Source organism: Antarctobacter sp., from assembly GCF_048262615.1.
Classification (GTDB): domain Bacteria; phylum Pseudomonadota; class Alphaproteobacteria; order Rhodobacterales; family Rhodobacteraceae; genus Antarctobacter.
On the sequence record NZ_JBLXFB010000008.1, the window covers coordinates 73,725 to 95,351 of the forward strand.

The window sequence follows — 21,627 nt, forward strand, 5'->3', positions numbered from 1 at the left end:
TCAAATCGCTCTCGTCAGGGATCAACTCGCGTGATCATAGGCCCGCTCGCCATGCACGGCGATGTCCAGGCCATTCACCTCGGTCTCATCATCGACCCGCAAGGGCGTGATCGCCTTGACCACAAAGATCAGGACCACAGTCACCACCACGGTAAAGACCCCGACCACCGCCAGAGACCCCAATTGCGCCGCCCATGATCCAAGGCCAAAGACCGCAATCATGATCGTCCCAAAAATCCCGCCGACGCCATGCACCGCAAAAACATCCAGCGTGTCGTCGATCTTGAGCTTGTTGCGGATCAGATTGACCGCCTCCTGACACAGGATGCCCGCCACAGCGCCGATGATCAGCGCCTGCACCGGCCCGACAAAGCCCGACGCCGGGGTGATCGAGGCAAGCCCCGCAATCGTCCCCGTCACCATGCCCACCATGGACGACTTGCCGAACTTCACCTTTTCCCACAGCGCCCATGTCAACGAGGCCGCCGCCGCCGACAGATGCGTGACCGTCATCGCCATGGCCGCCCCCCCGTCCGCCGCCAGTTGCGAGCCGCCGTTAAAGCCGAACCACCCGACCCACAGCATCGCCGCCCCGATCATCACATAGCCGGGGTTGTGCGGCGGCGTGGTGTTGTTCCTGCGCGGGCCAAGGAAAACAGCGATCAGCAGCGCCGCAAGGCCCGCCGTCTCATGCACCACGATGCCGCCCGCAAAGTCCTTGACGCCATTGTCGCCAAAGATCCCGCCATCGGCCAGCATCCCGCCGCCCCAGACCCAATGCACCACCGGCGCGTAACACAGCAGCATCCACAGCCCCGAGAACAGCAGCACAAAGCCAAAGCCGACCCGCTCCACATAGGCCCCGACAATCAGCGCCGGGGTGATGATGGCAAAGGTCATCTGGAAGGCAAAGAACAGCACCTCGGGCAGGGTGCCCGCCAGCGTATCCGCAGTGATGCCGCTCAGAAAGGCCTTGTCCAGCCCGCCCCAGATCGCGTTTCCCTCGCCGAAGGCAATGGAATAGCCCGCGACAAACCACAGCACACTCATCAGGCAGGCGATTGCGTAACAATGCATGAAGACGCTGAGCACGTTCCGGGCGCGCACCAGCCCGCCATAAAACAGCGCCAGCCCCGGCAATGTCATAAACAGCACAAGCGCCGTCGCCACGATGATCCAGGCGGTATCCGCTCCGTTCATTTCCCTCATCCCTCCGTTAGGTTGGCAGGCAGGAAGCGGATTTTGACTGCGGAAAAAAGCGGCAAGGGGTCGAACGGTGGCGTAAATTGCCAGCAATTCGCAAAACGCCCCAAAATTAGGCGTGTTTTTGTGTGCATGCCCTGAAATTGGGCGTAAAGAAGTCCGCTGGCGGGGGCTCTGTCACATGCCGGGCAGCGGTGCATTTGCAGGGCATTACGCTGGCACCGCGTGCACCGCACCTAGAACAATTCGGTTCCGCCAAGCCCCGAAATCAGCAGGTGCAAGGCATGCTCCGTCGCCGCCTTGCGCACCTCTGCGCGGCCAAGGGCGCCATGTTCGATGGTCTGTGTCGTGACCCCCTTGGCCGTTGCCAACCCATAGCAAACCCGCCCCTCTGGTTTGAACTCAGAGCCGCCGGGCCCGGCAATTCCGCTGATCGCCACCGCCACATCGGCCCCTGCCGAAGCCCGCGCGCCCACTGCCATCTCGGCCACGACCGCTTCGGACACCGCGCCATGGGCCTCCAGCGTGGCGGGAGACACGCCCAGCATTTCGGTTTTGGCGCGGTTGGAATAGGTGACAAAGCCGCGCTCGAACGCTGCCGAAGAGCCTGCGATATCGGTGATCGCGGCGGCGACCTTGCCGCCGGTACAGCTTTCGGCGGTGGTGACGGTCTGGCCGGTCCGGATAGCGGTCTCGACGATCTGGCGTGCGGTGGTCACATCAACATCCCATGCGAAATTCCGGCCAGCACAACGGCGATCAGCGCCGCAAGGATACCCGCCAGCACGTCGTCCAGCATCACGCCCAGAGGGGTGCCCATACGGTCAATGTAGCCGATGATCCAGGGCTTCCAGATATCGAACAGCCGGAACAGGACAAACCCGGCGATCCAGCCGGGCCACAGCCGCCAGAGATCAACGGACATCAACATTGCGCCGTAACTGACTGGAAAGACGGCAATCCACTGGCCGACAAGCTCATCAATCACAACCCATGACGGGTCTTTTCCGTGGCCTTCGGCGGTCAGCTTGACCACCGACAGCCAGCCCAGCCCGAAGGCGAGCACGGTCAGCGCCAGCAGCAGCCAGAAGCCACCCACCATGTGCACGCCGTAGGCCAGTGGCAGCGCGGCCAGCGACCCCCATGTGCCCGGCGCGGGGCGCAGATAGCCGACGCCGCCCAAAGACGCCAGCCACCTCATGACGCCACCAGCGTTGCGGTGGCAAGGGCTGCGATGCCTTCTTCGCGACCAGTAAAGCCCAACCGCTCCGAGGTTGTCGCCTTGATGGAAATGCGCGTGCTGTCCAGATCCATGACTTCTGCCATTTTTAGTGTCATTTCAGTGGCATGCGGGCCGATCTTCGGGCGCTCACAGATCAGCGTCAGGTCGATATTTCCAATCTCAAAGCCGCGCGACCGTGCCAGATCGACCGCGTGGCGCAGGAAGATATTGCTGGCCGCGCCTTTCCATTGCGGGTCAGAAGGTGGAAAGTGCCGACCGATGTCGCCCTCTGCCAGGGCGCCATAGATGGCATCGGTGACCGCATGCATGCCGACGTCGGCGTCGGAATGGCCCTTGAGTTTGTGCGTGTGCGGCACCTCGACGCCGCAGAGGATGACATGGTCGCCGTCCTCAAACGCGTGCACGTCAAAGCCGTTGCCCAGCCGTATGTCCATTTGTCCTCGTAACTGTCTGGCCGCGCGCGAAAAATCTTCGGGCGCGGTGATTTTCAGGTTGGCCTCATCGCCCGGAACAATGGCCACGTCCATGCCCGCCGCGCGGGCGACGGCGACGTCATCGGCCGCGCCGCCGGGATGGGCGCGATGGGCGGCCAGAATCTGCGCGAAATCAAACCCTTGTGGCGTCTGTGCTCGGTACAGACCCGCGCGGTCGCGGGTTCCGGACACCAGCCCCGCATCGCCGGTCCAAAGCGCATCGGTGACAGGCAGGGCCGGGGCCGCGCCGGAACGGGTCGCCAGCGCGGCCAGAACCGCATCGATCACCGCAGCTGAGACGCAGGGGCGGGCAACATCGTGAATGAGCACCTTGTCCGGTTTGTCCCCGGTCAGCGCCTCCAGCCCGGCCAGAACAGAGGCGGCCCGCTCCGCGCCGCCATCCACCAGCCGCAGGTCCATCCCCTGTGTCGCGGCCTCTGCCAAAGCGCGATCGTCGGGGTGGATCACCAAGACAATCGGCCCGCGCCCGGCAAAGGCCTCCAGCGTCCAGCGCGCCACAGCTTGCCCGCCAAGGCGCTGCCATTGCTTGGGAAGTTCCCCGCCCGCCCGCGTGCCACGACCTGCGGCAACGATGATGATCCCAATGTGCATGGCCCGCCTGACGTTTCCGGTTTCCGTCATAGGCCCTGTCGGCGCGCCACGCAATCTGTCGGGCGTTTTGCCTAATTATTGTGCGGCGGGTGCGGGTGCGCCCGGAAAAAGGGCCTGACTGATTGTAGAAAACGCAGGTTTCCCATAAATCTGACCACCAGAGGACACTCACTCGCCATCGCACAAGGACTGGGCATTTGGGCTTTGATCTTGGAGATCGGCGGATCACCGACCCCGTTTTGCTGGCCCCGCTGGCGGGAATCACCGATCTGCCGTTTCGCACGCTTGTTTCGCGCTTTGGCGCCGGTCTCGTGGTGTCCGAGATGATCGCCAGCGGCGAATTCCTGACCGCACGTCCCGGAACGCGGGAGAAGGCGGAGCTGGGCGCGCAGATCGAGAACACCTCTGTCCAGATCGCCGGGCGAGAGCCGGAACCCATGGCCGAGGCGGCGCGCCGGGTCGCCGACATGGGCGCGCGGGTGATCGACATCAACATGGGCTGCCCGGCCAAGAAGGTCACCGGCGGCTGGTCCGGGTCGGCCTTGATGAGGGCACCGGACCATGCGCTGCGGCTGGTCGAGGCGGTGGTGGCGGCGGTGGATCTGCCGGTGACGCTGAAGACGCGGCTGGGCTGGGACGTGGACTGTTTGAACGCGCCGGATCTGGCCCGCAGGGCCGAAGCTGCGGGGGTGAAGATGATCGTCATTCATGGCCGCACACGCTGTCAGTTTTACAAGGGCGCGGCTGACTGGGCCGCCATTCAAGAGGTGAAGAACGCGGTGCAAGTGCCTGTTATCGCAAATGGAGATGTGGTCAGCGCCCTGACCGCGCGTGAGGCGCTGCGGCTTTCCGGGGCGGATGGTGTCATGATCGGGCGCGGGGCGCAGGGCGCGCCTTGGCGGCTGGCGGAGGTGGCGCATGCCCTGTACGGCGCGCCCAAACCGGAGGTGCCGCAGGGCCGGGCGCTGATCGACATGGTCAGCGGTCATTACGAGGCGATGCTGGGCTTTTACGGCGCGACACTGGGCAACCGCGTCGCGCGCAAACACCTTGGGTGGTACATGGATGCCGCCAACACGCCACCCGCCCTGCGCAAGCGTCTGCTGACCGAACGCGACCCGCGTGCTGTCCTGCATTTGTTGCCAGAGGCGTTGTCAGCCGAGGCGGAGGCCGCATGATGCAAGAGCAGGATCTCAATATCTGGTCGTCGCTTCCGGTTCCGGCGATCCTGATCGATGAGGATGACCGGATCGGCGATCTGAACCCGGCCGCCGAAGGGTTCATGAACAATTCGGCCAAGTGGCTGACCGGCCAGCCGCTGTGGGATCGTCTGGCGGTGGATGCGCCGCTGGAGGAAAGCTTTGCCCGCGCACGCGGGCAGGGCACGCCGCTGTTTGTGAATGACGTGGACGTGGGCACCGGAAGCCGCCCGCCGCTGGTGTGCAACCTGCAAATCTCGCCGCTGGCGGGCAGGCCGGGCTGGATGATCATGCTGATCAGCCCGCGCGAACTTGCGGGGCGGATGACGCAAAGCCACTCGGTCAAATCGGCGGCGAAATCGGCCATCGGCATGGCCGAGATGCTGGCCCATGAGATCAAGAACCCGCTGGCGGGCATTGCCGGGGCGGCCCAGTTGCTCAGCATGAGCCTTGGGCCGGAAGACCTTGAATTTACGGACCTTATCGTGGCCGAGACCCGCCGCATCGTCAAGCTGCTGGAGCAGGTCGAACAATTCGGAAATCTGTCGGCGCCAGAGCGGCGCGAGGTCAATATCCACGACGTTCTGGACCGTGCGCGACGCTCTTCGCTGTTGGGCTACGGCGCGCATATGAAGATCATCGAGGATTACGATCCCTCTTTGCCAATGGCGCTTGGCGATCCGGATCAGCTTTTGCAGGTGGTGCTGAACCTGATCAAGAACGCCTCGGAGGCGGCGGACCCACGGGAGGGGGGCACGATCCGCCTGCATACCTTCTATGAGCACAGCTTTCGCCTGCGCCGCGCGGACGGGTCGGGTCAGACCCTGCCTTTGCAGGTCGAGATCATCGACGACGGGCCGGGCCTGCCACCGGACATCAAGGGCGACATCTTTGATCCCTTCGTGTCGGGCAGGGAGAACGGCACCGGGCTTGGTCTTGCGCTGGTGAGCAAGATCATTTCCGACCACGACGGGTGGATTTCCGTCGACAGCGTACCGGGTCGGACGGTGTTTCGCATATCGTTGCCGCGCGCACCTGCGGCACCAAAGGAGAGCACGTAAATGGATGGTACTGTTCTGGTTGCGGATGATGACCGCACGATCCGCACGGTTCTGACGCAGGCCCTGACCCGCGCCGGCTGCAAGGTCCACGCCACCTCCAGCCTGACGACGCTGATGCGCTGGGTGAGTGAGGGCAAGGGCGACGTGGTGATCTCTGACGTGGTCATGCCGGATGGCAACGGGTTGGAAATGCTGCCGAAAATCGCCGAGGACCGCCCCGGTCTGCCGGTGATCGTGATTTCTGCGCAAAACACCATCATGACGGCGATTCAGGCGGCAGAGGCAGAGGCCTACGACTACCTGCCCAAGCCGTTTGACCTGCCGGACCTGATGAAACGCACCGCGCGGGCGCTGGAAAACCGCAACCGCGCGCCCCGGCGCGAGGAACCGGTCGTCGGCGCGGATGAACCCGATGAACTGCCGCTGGTGGGCAAGACACCCGCCATGCAGGGGCTTTACCGGCTGGTGGCGCGGGTGATGAACACCGATCTGCCGGTCTTGATCACCGGCGAAAGCGGCACCGGAAAATCGCTGATCGCCCGCGCGCTGCATGACTTCAGCGACCGCCGGACGCTGCCTTTCGTGACGGTGAACGGCTCTGATCTGGCGGATCTGGACGGTCCGGCGCGGGTTCTGGCGCGGGTTAAGGGCGGCACGCTGCTGATTGATGAGATCGCCGATATTTCCGATGAGATTCAGGCCCGCATCGTGCGCATGATGGATGTGCCGGGCGATCACGTGCCGCGCTTTCTGGCCTCGTCGCAGCACGATCCCCAGTCGCTGATCGAGGACGGCAAGGTGCGGCAGGACCTGTTCTACCGGCTGGACGGGGCGGCCATCGCGGTGCCCGGCCTGCGCGAACGGGTCGAGGATATTCCGCTGCTGGCCGACCATTTCCTTGCCCGCGCGGAACGCGAGGGCGCGCCAAAACGCTGGCTGTCCGAAGGCGCGGCAGAACTGTTCCGCGTCTATTCCTGGCCCGGCAACGTGCGCCAGCTTGAAAACGCGGTGCGCCGTCTCAGCCTGACCAGCCGCGCCGAGGAAATCACCCGCGCCGAGGTCGAGGCGGTTCTGGGCAACCAGCCCGAAACCGGCCCGGTTCTGCGCGGCGGCGACAGCGACAAGCTGGGCGAAAGCGTGGGCCGCCACCTGCGGCGCTATTTCGACCTGCACGGCGCGATGCTGCCGCCGCCGGGCCTGTATGGCCGCATCGTGCGCGAGGTCGAGGCCCCGCTGATCGAGATCGCGCTGGAGGCGACGGGCGGCAATCAGGCAAAATGCGCCGACCTTCTGGGGATCAATCGCAATACTTTGCGCAAGAAGATCACCGACCTGGATATTCGCGTGACACGCCGCCGCAAGTTGATGTAAAAGAGCCACATATGTGTGACCCCGCCGCCTCGGCGTGGTGAGAAGGTCACAAAATATGGCGGTCGTCGTCATCTGGTCCCCCAGGTGCGGCACATTAACGAGGGTTGGCTGTGGCCACGCGGGCACGCACCATGTTCCGGTCTCCGACCTGGGCGCTGTTTACGCGCCTGAGGCGGACACGGCTTTTTCAGAATGTCGTCACCCTGTTGCTGGTGGCGCTGGGTCCGGTGTTGGCGCTGGCGACCTTTTTGGTGCTGGGCCCGCTTGACCAGAAGGCGGCGGCGCTCAGCCTGCGACTCGTTTTGCTGGCCGATCTTGTTTACGTGTTGCTGCTGGCGGCGCTTGTTCTGGCCCGCGTGGCGCGCATGGTGGCCGACCGGCGGGCGCAATCGGCGGGTTCCCGCCTGCACCTGCGGCTGACCGCGGCCTTTGCCATGATGGCCCTGTTGCCGACGGTCACGGTGGCGGTGTTTGCGGTGCTGACCATCAACATCGGGCTGGAGACGTGGTTTTCCAGCCGGGTGCAGAACGTGGTCGGTGCCTCTCTGGCGGCGGCAGAGGCCTATGAGGCCGAAAGCCGTGCGGGACTGATTCAGGACGCGCGCGCGCTCGGGGCCTTTCTCGATGAGAACCGCCGCCGCAACTTTGTCATGGACGACGGCGAACTGCGGCAGATCCTCAGTCAGGGGCAAAGCCAGATTCAGCGCGGACTGCGCGAGGCCTATGTGATCAACAGCGCGGGCGATATCCGCGCGCGGGGCGAACGGTCCTACCTGTTCGATTTCGAGAAACCCGCGACAGCGGATTTCCTGCGGGCCGATGCCGAGGGGATCTCGGTCATTCCCGACTGGGACAACAATGAGGTCCGCGCGCTGCTGCCGCTGGACGCCTTTGCCGACCGCTATCTTTACGTCAGTCGTCAGGTGGACGGTCAGATCCTCAACCTGCTTGACGAGACGCAGGAAACCGCACGCTTTTACCAGCAACAGGAAAGCGAGCGGGGCAGGCGGCTGTTCGATTTCGCGCTGCTGTATCTGGGGTTTGCGGTGCTGCTGATCCTTGCGGCGACATGGGCGGGCCTGTGGTTCGCCGAACGGCTCAGCCGCCCGGTCGGGCGTCTGACGGGGGCGGCGCAGCAGGTCGGTTCTGGCGATCTTGACGTGCAGGTGCAGGAAGAAGAGGGCGACGACGAGATTTCGATGCTCGGGCGCTATTTCAACCAGATGACCCGCCAGTTGAAGGCGCAGCGCGAGACGCTGCTGGAGAACACCCGCCAGATCGAACGCCGTCAGCGGCTGTTCGATTCCGTGCTGTCCTCTGTCACCTCGGGGGTTGTGGGGCTGGACGCCGAAGGCAAGGTGACCTTTGTGAACCGCTCGGCGGAACGCCTGCTGGGCTGGCATGAAACCCACCGCTCGGTGCCGATGACGGTTGCGGTGCCGGAATTCGGCGCGCTGTTCGACCGGCTGCGGCAGGATGGGCTGGAAACCGCCCAGCAAGAGATCAAGGTCAGCCGTGAGGGCCAGCTGGAACATCTGCTGGTGCGGCTGTCCACCCGTCGGCGCAAGGACCGCTCGCTGGAGGGCTATGTGCTGGCCTTTGACGACGTGACCGATCTGGTCAGCGCGCAGCGCATGGCGGCATGGGGCGACGTGGCGCGGCGCATCGCGCATGAGATCAAGAACCCGCTGACGCCGATCAAACTTTCCGCTGAACGCATCAAGCGCAGCTTCGCGGGCAAGCTCGAAGAGCGCGACACCGAAAAGGTCAGCGATCTGACGGACCGCATCGTGCGCCAGACCGAAACGCTCAAGCGCATCGTCGATGAGTTCTCCGAGTTCGCCCGCATGCCGGAACCCAACCGCAAGCCAGAGGATCTGGGCGCGCTGCTGCGCCATGCGGTGCAGTTGCAGGAAGCCGGGCAGCCGACCGTGCATTTCGTCATGGAAATCCCGGAACAGCCGATGTGGGCCGATCTGGATGCCGACATGATTGGCGGGCAGGCCCTGCTGAACCTGATCAAGAACGCGGGCGAAGCGATCGAGACTTTGCACGAAAACGGCGCACCGGAGGGCCACCGGCCAGAGATCCGTGTCACCGCCAGGGTGGCCGAGGACGGCCGCGCCGAAATCCGCATCATGGACAACGGCATCGGCCTGCCCGAAGACCGGGCGCGGCTGTTCGAACCCTATGTGACGACGCGCGACAAGGGCACCGGCCTTGGCCTGCCGATCGTCAAGAAGATCATTGAGGAACATGGCGGAACGCTGGTGCTGGAAGATGCACCGGCCTTTGCCGAGGGCGCCCATGCGGGCGCCATGGCAGTCATCCGGCTGCCGCTGAACCGTGCAGCAGAAGCGCCCCGCGCCGATGCTTTGGAAGGTGTGTGAGTACCAGCGAATGAGAGGGCAGACATGAGTGACATCCTGATTGTCGACGACGAGCGCGATATCCGCGAGTTGATCGGGGATATCCTTGAGGACGAGGGGTTTGCGACCCGGCTGGCCGCCAACAGCCAGGAGGCGATGACCGAAATCAACGCCGAACCACCCGCGCTGCTGATCCTCGATATCTGGCTGAAAGACAGCAAGATGGACGGGATCGACATTCTCAAGACCGTCAAACGGGACAACCCAGACATCCCCGTGGTGATCATTTCCGGTCATGGCAACATCGAGATCGCCGTGGCGGCGATCAAGCAGGGAGCCTACGACTTTATCGAAAAGCCGTTCAACATCGACCAGCTTCTGGTGGTGATCCGCCGCGCGATGGAAACCTCGCTCTTGCGCCGCGAGAACCAGCAGCTCAAGCGCGGGGAGGTGAAATCCGCCGAGATGATCGGTGACAGCGCCGCCTTCCGGGCGCTGATCAGCCAGTTGGACAAGGTGACCAAATCAAACGGTCGGGTGATGCTGACCGGCCCGGCGGGCGCGGGCAAGGAAGTGGCCGCGCGCTATGTCCATGCCCAGTCGAACCGCGCCAAGGCGCCGTTTGTCACCGTCAACTGCGCCGGGGTGGAACCCGACATGATGGAGGCCATGCTCTTTGGCCGCGAAACCGCGAAGCGCGGGGTCGAACCGGGGCTGCTGGAACAGGCGCACGGCGGGGTGATCTATTTCGACGAGGTCGCCGACATGCCCAACGGCACCCAGTCCAAGATCCTGCGCGTGCTTGTCGACCAGCAGTTCACCCGCGTCGGCGGCAACGACAAGGTGCGCGTCGACCTGCGGGTGATCTCATCGACCAACCGCGACTTGCAGAGCGAGATTGCCGCCGGGCGGTTCCGCGAGGAACTGTATCACCGGCTGAACGTGGTGCCGATCGCCGTGCCCTCCCTTGCCGAACGGCGCGAGGACATCCCGGTGCTGGCGGATCATTTCATCGAACAGTGCAACCGCGCGCAGGGCCTGCCGCTGCGCCAGATGACCGAAGAGGCGGTGGCGCTGATGCAGACGATGACCTGGCCCGGCAACGTGCGCCAGCTCAAGAACCTTGTGGAGCGGGTGCTGATCCTTGGCGATGGCACCGGCCCCATCGAGGCCCGTGAACTGCCGCAGGAAAGCACGCCGGGCGAGGGGGCGGAGGACCGCGTGGTGCTGTCCGGCACGCTGGCCACCCTGCCGCTGCGCGAGGCGCGCGAGGCGTTCGAGCGCGAATACCTGCTGACCCAGATCAACCGCTTTGGCGGCAATATCTCTCGCACCGCGTCGTTTGTGGGGATGGAACGCTCTGCCCTGCACCGCAAGCTGAAGTCGCTGGGGGTTGTGACCTCGGCCAAATCCGGCGCGCGGGTGGCGCGGGTGGACGGCAGCTTTTCCGAAGCGACCTGACGCGGAGGGCGCGGGATGCATGTGACGCGACGCGCGGCATTGGTAATGGGCGGTCTGGCGCTGGCGGGCTGCGCGGCCCCGGCACGGGAACCGGCGCGGTCGTTTGCCGCCAGCCCGTCGGGCCGCGCTGACAAGATCGCGGCGGTGGAACGGGCGGTTCTGGCGCTGGGACCGGATGTGGCCCCCGACGAGGCCGCCGCCGTGGCGCGGATCGCGGTGAATGAACCGCTGGTCTGGGCGCGCGCGTGGGACGTGGTGGACCCGCCGCTGGTACACAACATCAAGGTCAATACCGGGGTGAAACCGCGCGGGCTGTGCAAACACTGGGCCGAAGATCTGGAGGTGCGGCTGCGGCAGGAGCAACTGCAAAGCCTGAGCCTGCACCGCGCCATTGCCAATGCCGACAGCATCAGGATCGAGCATTCGACGGTGATCGTTTCGACCCGCGGCGCGCCGATGGAGACCGGGCTGGTGCTGGACCCATGGCGGCAGGGGCAGGGGCGGCTGTGGTTCGGGCCGGTTGTCGACGATCCGAAATACCGCTGGGTGCCCCGCGCCGAGGTCTTTGCCATGAAACGCGACCGCCGGGCACGGCGGGACGGATTTTAGACGCGGCTGTCGGACGGGACTCGTCGCGGCCCCAAGGGGCCGCAACATCGCCCGCCCGCCAGCCCCGTCGAGTCGCGCCTTGCGGCGCGTTTTCCGCTTCGCGATTCACCCGTGAACACGGCGCCTGTTCCCCGGAGCCATCGCTCGCTTTATTGCTGCCTGAGCCAGCCGCCAGCGCCGCGCAAGGGCAGGCCGCGCAAGCGCGGGGCTGCGCCCCCTTGCGCGGCCCTGACGTCCGGCTCTTTTCGGCATCAAGCGAGAGATGGCTCCGGGGAACAGGCGCGACCGATTGTGGGATCAGAGGGCGCGCGCCATGAGGGCCTCACCGTTGGAGGTATGGCCGGTGCGTCTGAAGCCGTGTCTTTGGTAGAGCGGCAGGGCCGAGGCGGGGGCGTCGACCACGCTGAGCGCCGCGCGGCCCTGCCCGGAGGCGCGGGCGAGGTCGAGAAACCGGTGCAGGGCGGCCTGTCCGTGGCCTTTGCCCTGATGGTCTTTGTCGATGATCAACCGCCAGAGGTAGAACATGTCGGGAGAGATGCCGCTGTCGGGGTCCGGTGCCGCCTCTGGCAGGCCGAAATGGATCATCGACATCAGCCCGACCGCTGTGTCGCCCTCCCAGAGGCCCAGAATCGTGCTGCCCGGCTCATAGGCCTGTTGCGCGATGGTCACGGCGCTTGGCGCGACAAAGTCGCGCTGTGCGGGGTGGACCTCCAGCGCGCAAAGCGGGCGCAGGCAGGCGCGGGTGACGGGACAAAACCGGGTCATGGCGCAAGTCTGTGCGGTCCGGGGCGGCGCTGCAAGACCCGGCTGCCCGTTGACGGCGCTCTTTGCCCATGCGAAGCGATAGGCTCAACCGCCGGGAGACGGCGCATGAGCGGGCTCAGGAACGCATGAAGGTCATCATTTGCGGGGCAGGGCAGGTCGGCTGGCAGATCGCCCGCCATCTTGCCGGAGAGCGCAACGACGTCACGGTTGTGGACAACAACCCCGACCTCGTGCGCCGCGCCACCGATACGCTGGATGTGCAGGGCATCGCCGGGTTCGCCTCATACCCGGATGTGCTGGAGAAGGCCGGGGCGCGCGACGCCGACATGGTGATTGCCGCCACCTATTCCGACGAGGTCAACATGGTGACCTGTCAGGTGGCGCATTCGGTCTTTGCCGTGCCGCGCAAGATTGCCCGCCTGCGCGCCGAAAGTTACCTGACGGCGATTTATTCGGATCTGTACCGGCGCGATCACCTGCCCATCGACGTGGTGATCAGCCCCGAGCGCGAGGTCGCCGAGGCGGCCTTGCAGCGGCTGGCCGCGCCTGCGGCCTTTGACACAGAGACCTTTCTGGATGGCAAGACCCAGCTTATGGGCCTGTCGATCGATGAGGGCTGTCCGATCGTGAACACGCCGCTGCGGCAGTTGACCGATCTCTTTTCGACGCTGCGCTCGGTGGTGGTGGGGGTGCGCCGCGAGGGGCAGCTGTTTGCCCCGGAATCCGGCGACCAGCTGTTCGTGGGCGACAGTTGTTATGTCATGGTGCATTCCGAAGACGTGCAGCGCACCATGGAGATTTTCGGCAAGGCGCACCGCAAGCAGGAGCGGGTGGTGATCGTTGGCGGCGGCAATGTCGGCCTGTCGGTGGCGCGCGCGCTGGAGATGGGCAAGACCCGCATCCGCGCCAAGATGATCGAGCGCAATCGCAAGAACGCCGAACGCGCCGCCGAGGAGTTGGAACGCACCATCGTGCTGCACGGTGACGGGCTGGATGCCGCTCTGCTGGTGGAGGCCGGTGTGGCGCGGGCCGATGCGGCGCTTTGTGTGACCGATGACGACAAGGTCAACCTGCTGGCCGCGGTGCGCGCCAAGGCCGCCGGTTGCCCGATGGTGATTGCGCTGATCAACGACCCCACGCTGGTGCCGCTGATGGAGCCTTTGGGGATCGACGCCTATATCAACCCGCGCTCGACCACCGTCAGTTCGATCCTGCGCCACATCCGCCATGGCCGCGTCAGTCAGGTCTATTCCATCGGCGACGCCGAGGCCGAGGTGATCGAGGCCGAGGTGATGTCGACCTCGCCCATCGCGGGCAGCCTGATCCGCGAGATCGATTTCCCCGAGGGCGTGCTGGTGGGCGCGGTGCGCAAGGGCGACAAGGTGGTCAAGCCGACCGGCACCCTGCGGATCGAGGAAGGCGACCAGATCGTGATCTTTGCCCTGACCGGGGACGTGCCAGAGGTCGAGCGTCTGTTGCAGGTCTCGATTGACTTCTTCTAGGCACATGTCCGGGCCGATGACCTCTGTGATCGCCTGCCCGCGACCGACCGCCAGAACGGGGAGGGCCGGATGACTGCCATCGCCCGCATGCCGCTGTTTCTGCTGATGACCGGGCTGGGCGCGGCCTCGATGTTTTTACCGGCGGCCTTTGCCTATGCCATCGAGGATTTCCACGACGCGCGGACCTTTTTCTATGGCGCTTTGCTGGGGCTGATCCTGACCGGGCTGGTGGCGCTGGCGCTGGGGAACCAGCGCCACAACGACAGCGCGCTGCGGCAGTTGGTGGCGCTGGCGGCGGGCTTTGTGTTTCTGCCGTTGATGTTTGCGGTGCCTTTCCACGAGGCGGTGCGCACCACCGGTTTTGGCAGCGCCTACTTCGAGATGGTGTCCTGTTTCACCACCACCGGGGCGACGCTATTTGATGCCGCCCGGCTGTCGGGGCCGGAGCATCTGTGGCGGGTGCAGGTGGGCTGGATGGGCGGGCTGGTGATGTGGATCGCCGCCTCTGCCATCTTGGCCCCCTTGGCGCTGGGGGGCTTTGAAGTGACCGCCAGCGGCGAGCCGGGCCAGTCCATGGCCGAGGGGTCGATGAATTCCGGTCCCACCGCCCCCAGCCAGCGCCTGATGCGCAGCGCCGAGACGCTGTTTCCGATCTATGCCGGGCTGACGCTGGCGCTGACGGTGATGCTGCTGGTGGCGGGCGACCCGCCGCTGGTGGCGCTGAGCCACGCGATGTCGGTCATGTCGACCTCCGGGATCACGCCGCTGTCGGGGCTGGGGGGCGCGCCCAGCGGGCTGGGCGGCGAGATGGTGCTGTTCTGTTTCTTCTTTTTCGCCCTGTCGCGGATGACCTTTTCGACCGACACCCGGCAAGAGCGGGGGCTGTACTTCGATCCCGAGTTCCGGCTGGGCGTGATCATCGTGGTTGCGGTGCCCTTGCTGCTGTTCCTGCGCCACTGGGTGGCCTCTTTTGAGGTGGGCGAGGAGCAGAACTGGGTGGCGGGGCTGCGCGCGCTCTGGGGCGGGCTGTTCACCGCCGCCTCCTTCCTGACCACCACCGGTTTTGTCAGCGGCGACTGGGCGACGGCGCAGGACTGGTCCGGCCTGCCGACGCCGGGGATCATCCTGATGGGGCTGGCGCTGGTCGGCGGCGGCGTGGCGACCACGGCGGGCGGGGTCAAGCTGATGCGCGTCTACGCGCTGTACCTCAACGGCAAGCGCGAGATCGAGCGGCTGGTTCATCCCCACTCGGTCGGGCGCGCCGGGCCGATGGGCCGCAGGATTCGCCGTGAGGGGGCCTTTATCGCTTGGGTCTTTTTCATGTTCTTCGCTATCACGCTGGCAGGTCTGACCATGGTGCTTGGCCTTTACGGAGTCGATTTCGAACGCGCCATCGTGCTGACCATCGCCACGCTGTCCAACACCGGCCCGCTGATCGGCACCGCCTCGGCTGCGCCCATCGACCTTGCCGCGATGCGCTGGGACGCGCAGTTGATCCTCTGCGGGGCGATGGTGCTGGGGCGGCTGGAATTGCTTGCGATCATCGTCATGATCAGCCCGGACCTGTGGCGTGACTAGTTGCGCGAACACATGAGTCGGACCAGCGCCTGCCGGATTCCGGGATTTTCGGCTGGAAACTCCCGCGCGGGCATACCATACTTGGCAAAACGAGGGCGGCCCGGCGCGCGGGCACGGCAAGAATAAAGGCAATTCAATGGCTTCTGACAGACAGAACCTGCAGGACGCATTTCTTAATCACGTTCGCAAGACCAAGGTTCCGGTGACGGTCTTCCTGATCAACGGGGTCAAACTGCAAGGTGTTATCACCTGGTTCGACAATTTCTGCGTCCTGTTGCGCCGCGACGGGCAGTCGCAGCTTGTCTACAAGCACGCAATCTCGACCATCATGCCCAGCCAGCCGATCAATCTGTATGACGGCGAAGGGGACGCGTGAAGGAACACGCCTCGCCTGTGACCCGCGCTTGGGTCCTGCATCCCGATATCAAGAACGACAAGGACCGGCGTAACGCCCGGATGGCCTTGGATGAGGCTGTGTCGCTGGCACATGCCTTGCCGGGGCTGGAGGTCGTGGGCGATACAATCGTGCCGCTGCCGCGCCCCCATGCGGGCGCGCTGTTCGGCACCGGCAAGATCGAGGAACTGCGCGCTCTGTTCGAGGCGCAGGACATCGAACTGGTGCTGGTCGACGGCCCGGTGACGCCGGTGCAGCAGCGCAATCTTGAAAAGACGTGGAAGGTCAAACTGCTCGACCGGACCGGGCTTATTCTAGAGATTTTCTCGGACCGGGCGGCCACCCGCGAAGGGGTGTTGCAGGTCGAGATGGCGCATCTCAGCTATCAGCGCACCCGGCTTGTGCGGGCCTGGACCCACCTTGAACGCCAGCGCGGCGGATTGGGCTTTGTCGGCGGCCCCGGCGAGACCCAGATCGAGGCGGACAGACGCGCCATCGACGAACAACTGGTGCGCCTGCGCCGCCAGTTGGACAAGGTGGTCCGCACCCGCGAACTGCACCGCAAGGCACGGGCCAAGGTGCCTTACCCGATTGTCGCGCTGGTGGGCTATACCAACGCCGGAAAATCCACGCTGTTCAATCGGTTGACCGGCGCGGATGTGATGGCCAAGGACATGCTCTTTGCCACGCTGGACCCGACCATGCGCGCCGTGCGCCTGCCCACCGGGGCGGATGTGATCCTGTCCGACACCGTTGGTTTCATCTCTGATCTGCCGACCGAACTGGTCGCCGCCTTCCGCGCCACCCTCGAAGAGGTGCTGGCCGCAGATGTGGTGGTGCATGTGCGCGACATCTCGCACCCCGAGTCGGAGGAGCAGGCCAAGGACGTGCGCACCATCCTCGAAAGCCTTGGGGTGGACGATGAAACCACCCAGTTGGAGCTTTGGAACAAACTCGACCGGCTGGAGCCCGAAGAGGTCGAGGCGGTGCGCCAGCGCGCCGCGCGCGATCCTGCGGTCTTTGCGGTTTCGGCCCTGACGGGCGAGGGGCTGCCCAGTTTCCTTGAGGCGGTGACCGCCGCGTTGGACGGCGAACGGCTGCATGACGATCTGGTGTTGGGCTTTGACGAGGGGCGCAAACGCGCGTGGCTGTTCGAAAAGTCTCTGGTCGAGGACGAGCGTCAGGAAGAGGACGGCTTTCACATCGCCGTCAAATGGTCCGCCCGCGACCGCGCCCGGTTCGAGGCGATGGACAAGGACTGAGCCTGCCTCAGATCACCGGCCTGTCGCGGCGCAACAGGTCGTCCGCCACCCCCCATCTGCGCAACTGACGGGCGGACGGGGTGACGGGCGTGTTCGCCCAGACCCAGAGGCAGAAACAGCCTTGCAGGAACAGCCGGACGGCGGGGTCCGTCCCCTCTGCGCCATAGCTCTGCACCAGTCGTGCAACAGCGTCGTCGCCGTCGTGCTGCGTCATCAGGTCCAGCGCCAGCGTAAAGACATCGCGCAGCGGCTCATCTTCGCGCCGGTTCTCGAAATCCAAGCCCCAGATCGTGCCGTCCCGGTCCAGCATCAGGTTTGAAAGCGTCATGTCGCGATGGGTGACCGCGCGGGTCGCGGCACGCCCGGTGACGTCACCCGCCATCGCCTGCACCCCCCGCGCGGCCTTGGCGAAACCGTCCGGGTCGGGGATGGGGCGTTGCCCGGTCAACACCGCCTCGATCAGCCGCGACAGCCAGTTCACCTGCCCCGTGGGGTCAAAGGGGCAGGGGCGCAGGGTCAATCCGTGATAGGTGCCCAGCCAGCGCCCGGCGAGATCGGGCACCTCCGCACGGCGATCCCGCCAAAGTGCGGCAAGGTCCGTGCCGTCGATCCTTGGCATGGCCATCGCCCGACAGGCCTCATCAAAGAACACCACCCCCGGCGCGCGGCAAGGCCCGTCCTTCATTGCCCGCGCCACCTGTCTCTGACGCCGGACCTGTCGCGTGGCGCGGTCCGCATCGGCCCAGACCTTGATCAGGATCGGCCCCTCGGGGCCATTGGCCGCAAACAGATGCGCCGCGCCGCCCCCGGCCCGTGCGGCGCGCGGCTCTGACCCGCCGCCATGGCGCGCCAGCGCCTCGATCGCCAGGGCCCGTGCGGCCCCGGCGGTCAGGCTCATGGCTTGACCAGACGCGTGATTCCGACAGAGGCGGCGCGCGCAAGCCCGATGTCCAGCGACATCGGCAGATACTCGCCGCGCCGCCACAACTGCCCCAGATCGTCGTAATGCCGCGACAGCGGATGCCCCGATTGCCCGGTGGCCGAGACAAAGACCGAACTGTCGGGATCGGCGAAATCATAGACCCCGCGATAGCCCGCGCCGTGCACATTGGCAAAGGGGTCGGGGTCCTGCCCGGACGTGCGCCCCCGCATCAGCGTGTGGTCGCCGCCCGAGGTTTCCTGCCGGATGTTCACGAAATAGCGCAGGATCGGCACCTCGCCCAGCACCGGGTGCCGGTGCGTGGCGGCATGGGCATCGCCCCAGCGCAGCGATTCCAGCGAACTGCCGAACTCTTCGTCGATCCAGATCAGCGCATCGCCCAGCGCCAGCCGGGCGATGTCGCTACAGGTTTCCACCACGGCAGAGCGGATTACGTCGCACCAGACGCTGGCCCCGTCCACGTCGCGGAACACCCGCTCGATGAACAGCGGTTCCACATGGTCGAAGTCATCGGCCAGCGGGCCAAGGTCGTCGCGGATCAGCCGGTCCTGCAAGGCCCGCAGCCATGCGGCATAGATCAACGGCTCTGGCAGATGTTCGTTCATCTCGCCGTTCCAGTCGGCCAGCAGCGCCAGCGCGCGCTGGCGCTGCCGCGCGGGCGTGCCCCGTGCCGCCGCCTCTCCGGTGAACCACAGATCGCGCCCGATCAGCGGCAACAGCGTGCGCGCGGCGGGCGACACGGTGTCCAGCTGCGCCTCGATGAAACTGTCGCGGGTGTGGACCTTGCGGCCCTGCATGACGGTGGTCCAGCGTTGCACCCGTTGGCTGTCGCCCCAGTCGAAACTGACATGGTTGGGGAACGGACGGTCGATCATCTTGTTGTTGGTATTGCCGACAATCCCGCCCTCGGGGGCAAGGAACTCGGGGTTCGACGAATAGGGCAGATAGCCGTCCCAGCGGTTGCTGGCGATCCAGCCGCGTGACGGCAGGCGGCCAAGGCTTTCGTGCGCGGGGTCGCGGCGCGGCATCGCGCCGACCAGCTTCATCGCGACGGTGTCGGCGTCGATCAGCGTCAGGTTCTGCGAGGGCGCCACATACAGCCGCGAGACCTGCAATCCCTCTTCCACCGATCCCGCCATCATCAGCCCCACGGCAGCCGAGGCCGAGGTGTCCTCATCCGACAATGCGGTCCACGACAGCGTCACCAGATGGCCGGGCGGCGTGATCCTGTCCAGATCGAACTGCGACGACGGCAGCACCGGGCCATTGTCCGTCCACAGCAGGGTCAGCGTGACCGGCGGCTCATCCTTGATGCGGATGATGGATTGCCGCCTCTCAAAGGGTTTGAACCCGTCCGGCGTGCGGTATTCGTCGCGGTTGTCGGGGTTGATCTCTTCGAAATACAGGTCCTGATCGTCCAGATAGGACGAGGTGATCCCCCATGCCAGCGCCCGCGACCGGCCCACCATCAGCGCCGGAATGCCGGGGATCGACGCGCCGATCACGCCGCCCGATTGCAGCTCCAGCCGCGCCAGATACCAGATCGACGGCGCGGTGAACCCCAGATGCGGGTCATTGGCCAGCAATGTCCCGCGTGAGGCGGAACGCTCCGCCGCCGCCGCCCAGACGTTGGACGCCCCCGCCAGACCGCGCCGCGGCACCGGCCACAGGAAATCCCCGCCAACGGGCCGCGCCTGCGCGTGCTGCGTGCCGGCACCGGGCATCAGTTGCGCAACCTGCGGCAGCGCCGCCACGCCAGAGCCGGGCATGTCGGGCAGGATGTCGGACAGCCGCGCCTCATCGCCCAGCAGCAGCGAGGTCCGCGCCCGCAGCACCTCATCGCCGATATGGCCCGACAGTTGCAGCGCCATCAGCTTGATGATCGCCAGCGAATCCGCCGGTTGCCATGGCGCGATCTCGGCCTCGAACAGGAAAAACTCGGGCGCGCCGCGCCCCAGACTTTGCATGTTGATCTCACCGATGCGGGCGTTGATCCCGGCGGCATAGGCCTCCAGCGCGTCCAGCGTGCGCGCGTCCTGATGCGCGACAGAGGCTTTGGCCGCGCTGTAGATGTCCAGCCGCCGCAGCAGCGTGTCGGTGCGCAAGGTCCGGCGGCCAAAGATCTCGGACAAACGCCCCTGCGCGGTGCGCCGCAGCACCATCATTTGCCACAGCCGGTCCTGCGCATGGGCATAGCCCAGCCCGAAAAACGCATCCCGGTCCGACAGCGCCATGATATGCGGCACCGCCGAATTGTCGCGCACGATCTCGATATCGGCGGTGATGCCCGACACCGACAGCGTCTTGTCGTAGTCGGGCAGCGACCGCGAGGCGAGGTAGTAGGTGAGCATTCCGCCGATGACGATCAGGGCGACGGCAAGGGTCGCCAGCCGCAGAAGCCATCGGAATACGTGCGCCATTTCCCTCTCCGTCCACATGGGGTAGGTCAGATCGCACCGGGATTAACTTGCCAGCCCGTGCTTGCCAAGGGCGGGCGGGCTGGACCGACGAGGGAGAGAACAATGGCAAAAGTCGCATTTCTGGGTCTGGGCGTGATGGGCTACCCCATGGCGGGCTATCTGGCCAAGGCCGGGCACGACGTCACCGTCTACAACCGCACCGCCGCCAAGGCCGAAAAATGGGTGGCCGAACACGGCGGCGCCCATGCCGCCACCCCGCGTGAGGCGGCAGAGGGGGCCGAATTCGTCATGGCCTGCGTTGGCAATGACGACGATCTGCGCGGTGTCTGCACCGGCGAAGACGGCGCTTTTGCGGGCATGGGGCAGGGGACCACCTTTGTGGATCACACCACCGTGTCGGCGCAGGTGACGGCGGAACTTTATGCCGACGCCAAGGCGCGTGGCCTGTCGTTTGTCGATGCGCCTGTCTCCGGCGGTCAGGCGGGGGCGGAAAACGGCCAGCTTGTGATCATGTGCGGCGGCGATGCGCCGGTCTATGACGCCGCAGAGCCGGTGATCATGTCCTATGCCAAGATGTGCCGCCGTCTGGGTGAGTCGGGCGCAGGCCAGTTGACCAAGATGGTCAACCAGATCTGCATCGCCGGTCTGGTGCAGGGCCTGTCAGAGGGACTGCACTTTGCCGAAAAGGCGGGTTTGGACGGCGCGGCGGTGGTCGATGTGATCGGTGGTGGTGCTGCCGGATCGTGGCAGATGGTCAACCGCTACAAGACCATGATAGCCGATGAGTTCGAACACGGCTTTGCCGTCGACTGGATGCGCAAGGACCTGAACATCTGCCTGCGCACGGCGGATGAGGTGGGGGCCTCGCTGCCGGTCACGGCGCTTGTGGACCAGTTTTACAAGGATGTGCAGAAACTGGGCGGCGGGCGCTGGGACACCTCCGCGCTGATCAAGCGCCTGCGCGCCATGGGCTGACACAGGCTATTGCCGCGTCGCCGGGATCGGCGGCGCGGCGCATTTAGCCTTGTCTGGCGCGACGCCACGTCAGGCCCTCGGGACCGCCCATTTTCGCGTCTTATACCTTTGCGTTCCGCTCCGGCCTGAGAAGGCCTATTGTCTTTGCCCATTTCCTCGCCTTATGTTAGCGGTCAGGCAGCGTGTGTAT

The 21,627-nt window shown here is 65.5% G+C and carries 18 protein-coding genes; 11 read left to right on the forward strand and 7 right to left on the reverse strand.

Annotated features, from left to right (window positions below):
- Positions 1 to 21: 21 nt before the first annotated feature.
- The 4 genes from ACN0S5_RS10905 to ACN0S5_RS10920 all read right to left on the reverse strand — a co-directional run bounded on the left by ACN0S5_RS10905 (position 22) and on the right by ACN0S5_RS10920 (position 3,531).
- Positions 22 to 1,200, reverse strand: coding sequence for an ammonium transporter (locus tag ACN0S5_RS10905; RefSeq protein WP_417208234.1), 1,179 nt, complete (start codon positions 1,198 to 1,200; stop codon positions 22 to 24).
- Positions 1,201 to 1,439: 239 nt separating this feature from the next.
- Positions 1,440 to 1,922: a CinA family protein gene (locus ACN0S5_RS10910; RefSeq protein ID WP_417208236.1), complete on the reverse strand. Its 483-nt coding sequence runs from the start codon at positions 1,920 to 1,922 to the stop codon at positions 1,440 to 1,442.
- On the reverse strand, positions 1,919 to 2,404 hold the full coding sequence (locus ACN0S5_RS10915) for a phosphatidylglycerophosphatase A (RefSeq protein ID WP_417208238.1): 486 nt from the start codon (positions 2,402 to 2,404) through the stop codon (positions 1,919 to 1,921). Before ACN0S5_RS10915 ends, ACN0S5_RS10910 begins: the two co-directional genes overlap by 4 nt.
- Positions 2,401 to 3,531: a bifunctional 2-C-methyl-D-erythritol 4-phosphate cytidylyltransferase/2-C-methyl-D-erythritol 2,4-cyclodiphosphate synthase gene (locus ACN0S5_RS10920; RefSeq protein ID WP_417208240.1), complete on the reverse strand. Its 1,131-nt coding sequence runs from the start codon at positions 3,529 to 3,531 to the stop codon at positions 2,401 to 2,403. The genes ACN0S5_RS10915 and ACN0S5_RS10920 overlap by 4 nt, the downstream gene beginning before the upstream one ends.
- A gap of 197 nt (positions 3,532 to 3,728) precedes the next feature.
- On the opposite strand from ACN0S5_RS10920, the gene dusB reads away from it, so the two are divergent.
- From dusB to ACN0S5_RS10950, 6 genes are all read left to right on the forward strand, one after another.
- On the forward strand, positions 3,729 to 4,709 hold the full coding sequence (dusB, locus tag ACN0S5_RS10925) for a tRNA dihydrouridine synthase DusB (RefSeq protein ID WP_417208242.1): 981 nt from the start codon (positions 3,729 to 3,731) through the stop codon (positions 4,707 to 4,709).
- Positions 4,706 to 5,791: a two-component system sensor histidine kinase NtrB gene (locus ACN0S5_RS10930; RefSeq protein ID WP_417208244.1), complete on the forward strand. Its 1,086-nt coding sequence runs from the start codon at positions 4,706 to 4,708 to the stop codon at positions 5,789 to 5,791. The genes dusB and ACN0S5_RS10930 overlap by 4 nt, the downstream gene beginning before the upstream one ends.
- Positions 5,792 to 7,162, forward strand: a complete 1,371-nt coding sequence (locus ACN0S5_RS10935; protein WP_417208246.1) for a response regulator — start codon at positions 5,792 to 5,794, stop codon at positions 7,160 to 7,162.
- A 131-nt stretch (positions 7,163 to 7,293) separates the two neighbouring features.
- Positions 7,294 to 9,552 (forward strand): ATP-binding protein, encoded by a 2,259-nt coding sequence (locus ACN0S5_RS10940; RefSeq protein WP_417208248.1) that lies wholly within the window; start codon positions 7,294 to 7,296, stop codon positions 9,550 to 9,552.
- A gap of 24 nt (positions 9,553 to 9,576) precedes the next feature.
- Positions 9,577 to 10,992: a sigma-54-dependent transcriptional regulator gene (locus ACN0S5_RS10945; protein ID WP_417208250.1), complete on the forward strand. Its 1,416-nt coding sequence runs from the start codon at positions 9,577 to 9,579 to the stop codon at positions 10,990 to 10,992.
- Between the two features lie 15 nt (positions 10,993 to 11,007).
- The gene (locus ACN0S5_RS10950) at positions 11,008 to 11,601 is read left to right on the forward strand and encodes a hypothetical protein (RefSeq protein WP_417208252.1); all 594 of its coding nucleotides are present in this window, start codon (positions 11,008 to 11,010) and stop codon (positions 11,599 to 11,601) included.
- Between the two features lie 297 nt (positions 11,602 to 11,898).
- Here ACN0S5_RS10950 and ACN0S5_RS10955 read toward each other — a convergent pair whose 3' ends face one another.
- Complete coding sequence (locus ACN0S5_RS10955) at positions 11,899 to 12,366, reverse strand: GNAT family N-acetyltransferase (RefSeq protein WP_417208254.1); 468 nt, start codon at positions 12,364 to 12,366, stop codon at positions 11,899 to 11,901.
- Between the two features lie 125 nt (positions 12,367 to 12,491).
- Between ACN0S5_RS10955 and trkA the strand changes: the two genes are divergently transcribed.
- From trkA to hflX, 4 genes are all read left to right on the forward strand, one after another.
- Complete coding sequence (trkA, locus tag ACN0S5_RS10960) at positions 12,492 to 13,868, forward strand: Trk system potassium transporter TrkA (RefSeq protein ID WP_417208256.1); 1,377 nt, start codon at positions 12,492 to 12,494, stop codon at positions 13,866 to 13,868.
- 69 nt (positions 13,869 to 13,937) lie between these two features.
- Positions 13,938 to 15,446 (forward strand): TrkH family potassium uptake protein, encoded by a 1,509-nt coding sequence (locus tag ACN0S5_RS10965; protein ID WP_417208258.1) that lies wholly within the window; start codon positions 13,938 to 13,940, stop codon positions 15,444 to 15,446.
- Positions 15,447 to 15,582: 136 nt separating this feature from the next.
- Positions 15,583 to 15,822: an RNA chaperone Hfq gene (gene hfq, locus ACN0S5_RS10970; protein WP_023849333.1), complete on the forward strand. Its 240-nt coding sequence runs from the start codon at positions 15,583 to 15,585 to the stop codon at positions 15,820 to 15,822.
- Complete coding sequence (gene hflX / locus ACN0S5_RS10975; RefSeq protein ID WP_417208261.1) at positions 15,819 to 17,102, forward strand: GTPase HflX; 1,284 nt, start codon at positions 15,819 to 15,821, stop codon at positions 17,100 to 17,102. The genes hfq and hflX overlap by 4 nt, the downstream gene beginning before the upstream one ends.
- Positions 17,103 to 17,109: 7 nt before the next feature.
- Here the strand turns inward: hflX and ACN0S5_RS10980 are convergent, their stop codons facing one another.
- Positions 17,110 to 18,000 carry an aminoglycoside phosphotransferase family protein gene (locus tag ACN0S5_RS10980; protein ID WP_417208263.1) on the reverse strand — a complete coding sequence of 297 codons (891 nt, stop codon included), beginning with the start codon at positions 17,998 to 18,000 and terminating at the stop codon, positions 17,110 to 17,112.
- Positions 17,997 to 20,462, reverse strand: coding sequence for a penicillin acylase family protein (locus ACN0S5_RS10985; RefSeq protein WP_417208265.1), 2,466 nt, complete (start codon positions 20,460 to 20,462; stop codon positions 17,997 to 17,999). Before ACN0S5_RS10985 ends, ACN0S5_RS10980 begins: the two co-directional genes overlap by 4 nt.
- Positions 20,463 to 20,564: 102 nt before the next feature.
- Here ACN0S5_RS10985 and ACN0S5_RS10990 point away from each other — a divergent pair, with 102 nt between their 5' ends.
- Positions 20,565 to 21,437, forward strand: coding sequence for an NAD(P)-dependent oxidoreductase (locus ACN0S5_RS10990; protein ID WP_417208267.1), 873 nt, complete (start codon positions 20,565 to 20,567; stop codon positions 21,435 to 21,437).
- Positions 21,438 to 21,627 lie beyond the last annotated feature (190 nt).

Coding starts and splice junctions, on each gene's coding strand:
- ACN0S5_RS10905 (WP_417208234.1), bottom strand. CDS start 1,200: ATGAACGGAGCGGATACCGCCTGGATCATCGTGGCGACGGCGCTTGTG.
- ACN0S5_RS10915 (WP_417208238.1), bottom strand. CDS start 2,404: ATGAGGTGGCTGGCGTCTTTGGGCGGCGTCGGCTATCTGCGCCCCGCG.
- ACN0S5_RS10920 (WP_417208240.1), bottom strand. CDS start 3,531: ATGCACATTGGGATCATCATCGTTGCCGCAGGTCGTGGCACGCGGGCG.
- ACN0S5_RS10930 (WP_417208244.1), top strand. CDS start 4,706: ATGATGCAAGAGCAGGATCTCAATATCTGGTCGTCGCTTCCGGTTCCG.
- ACN0S5_RS10935 (WP_417208246.1), top strand. CDS start 5,792: ATGGATGGTACTGTTCTGGTTGCGGATGATGACCGCACGATCCGCACG.
- ACN0S5_RS10940 (WP_417208248.1), top strand. CDS start 7,294: ATGTTCCGGTCTCCGACCTGGGCGCTGTTTACGCGCCTGAGGCGGACA.
- ACN0S5_RS10945 (WP_417208250.1), top strand. CDS start 9,577: ATGAGTGACATCCTGATTGTCGACGACGAGCGCGATATCCGCGAGTTG.
- ACN0S5_RS10950 (WP_417208252.1), top strand. CDS start 11,008: ATGCATGTGACGCGACGCGCGGCATTGGTAATGGGCGGTCTGGCGCTG.
- ACN0S5_RS10955 (WP_417208254.1), bottom strand. CDS start 12,366: ATGACCCGGTTTTGTCCCGTCACCCGCGCCTGCCTGCGCCCGCTTTGC.
- trkA (WP_417208256.1), top strand. CDS start 12,492: ATGAAGGTCATCATTTGCGGGGCAGGGCAGGTCGGCTGGCAGATCGCC.
- ACN0S5_RS10965 (WP_417208258.1), top strand. CDS start 13,938: ATGACTGCCATCGCCCGCATGCCGCTGTTTCTGCTGATGACCGGGCTG.
- hfq (WP_023849333.1), top strand. CDS start 15,583: ATGGCTTCTGACAGACAGAACCTGCAGGACGCATTTCTTAATCACGTT.
- ACN0S5_RS10980 (WP_417208263.1), bottom strand. CDS start 18,000: ATGAGCCTGACCGCCGGGGCCGCACGGGCCCTGGCGATCGAGGCGCTG.
- ACN0S5_RS10985 (WP_417208265.1), bottom strand. CDS start 20,462: ATGGCGCACGTATTCCGATGGCTTCTGCGGCTGGCGACCCTTGCCGTC.
- ACN0S5_RS10990 (WP_417208267.1), top strand. CDS start 20,565: ATGGCAAAAGTCGCATTTCTGGGTCTGGGCGTGATGGGCTACCCCATG.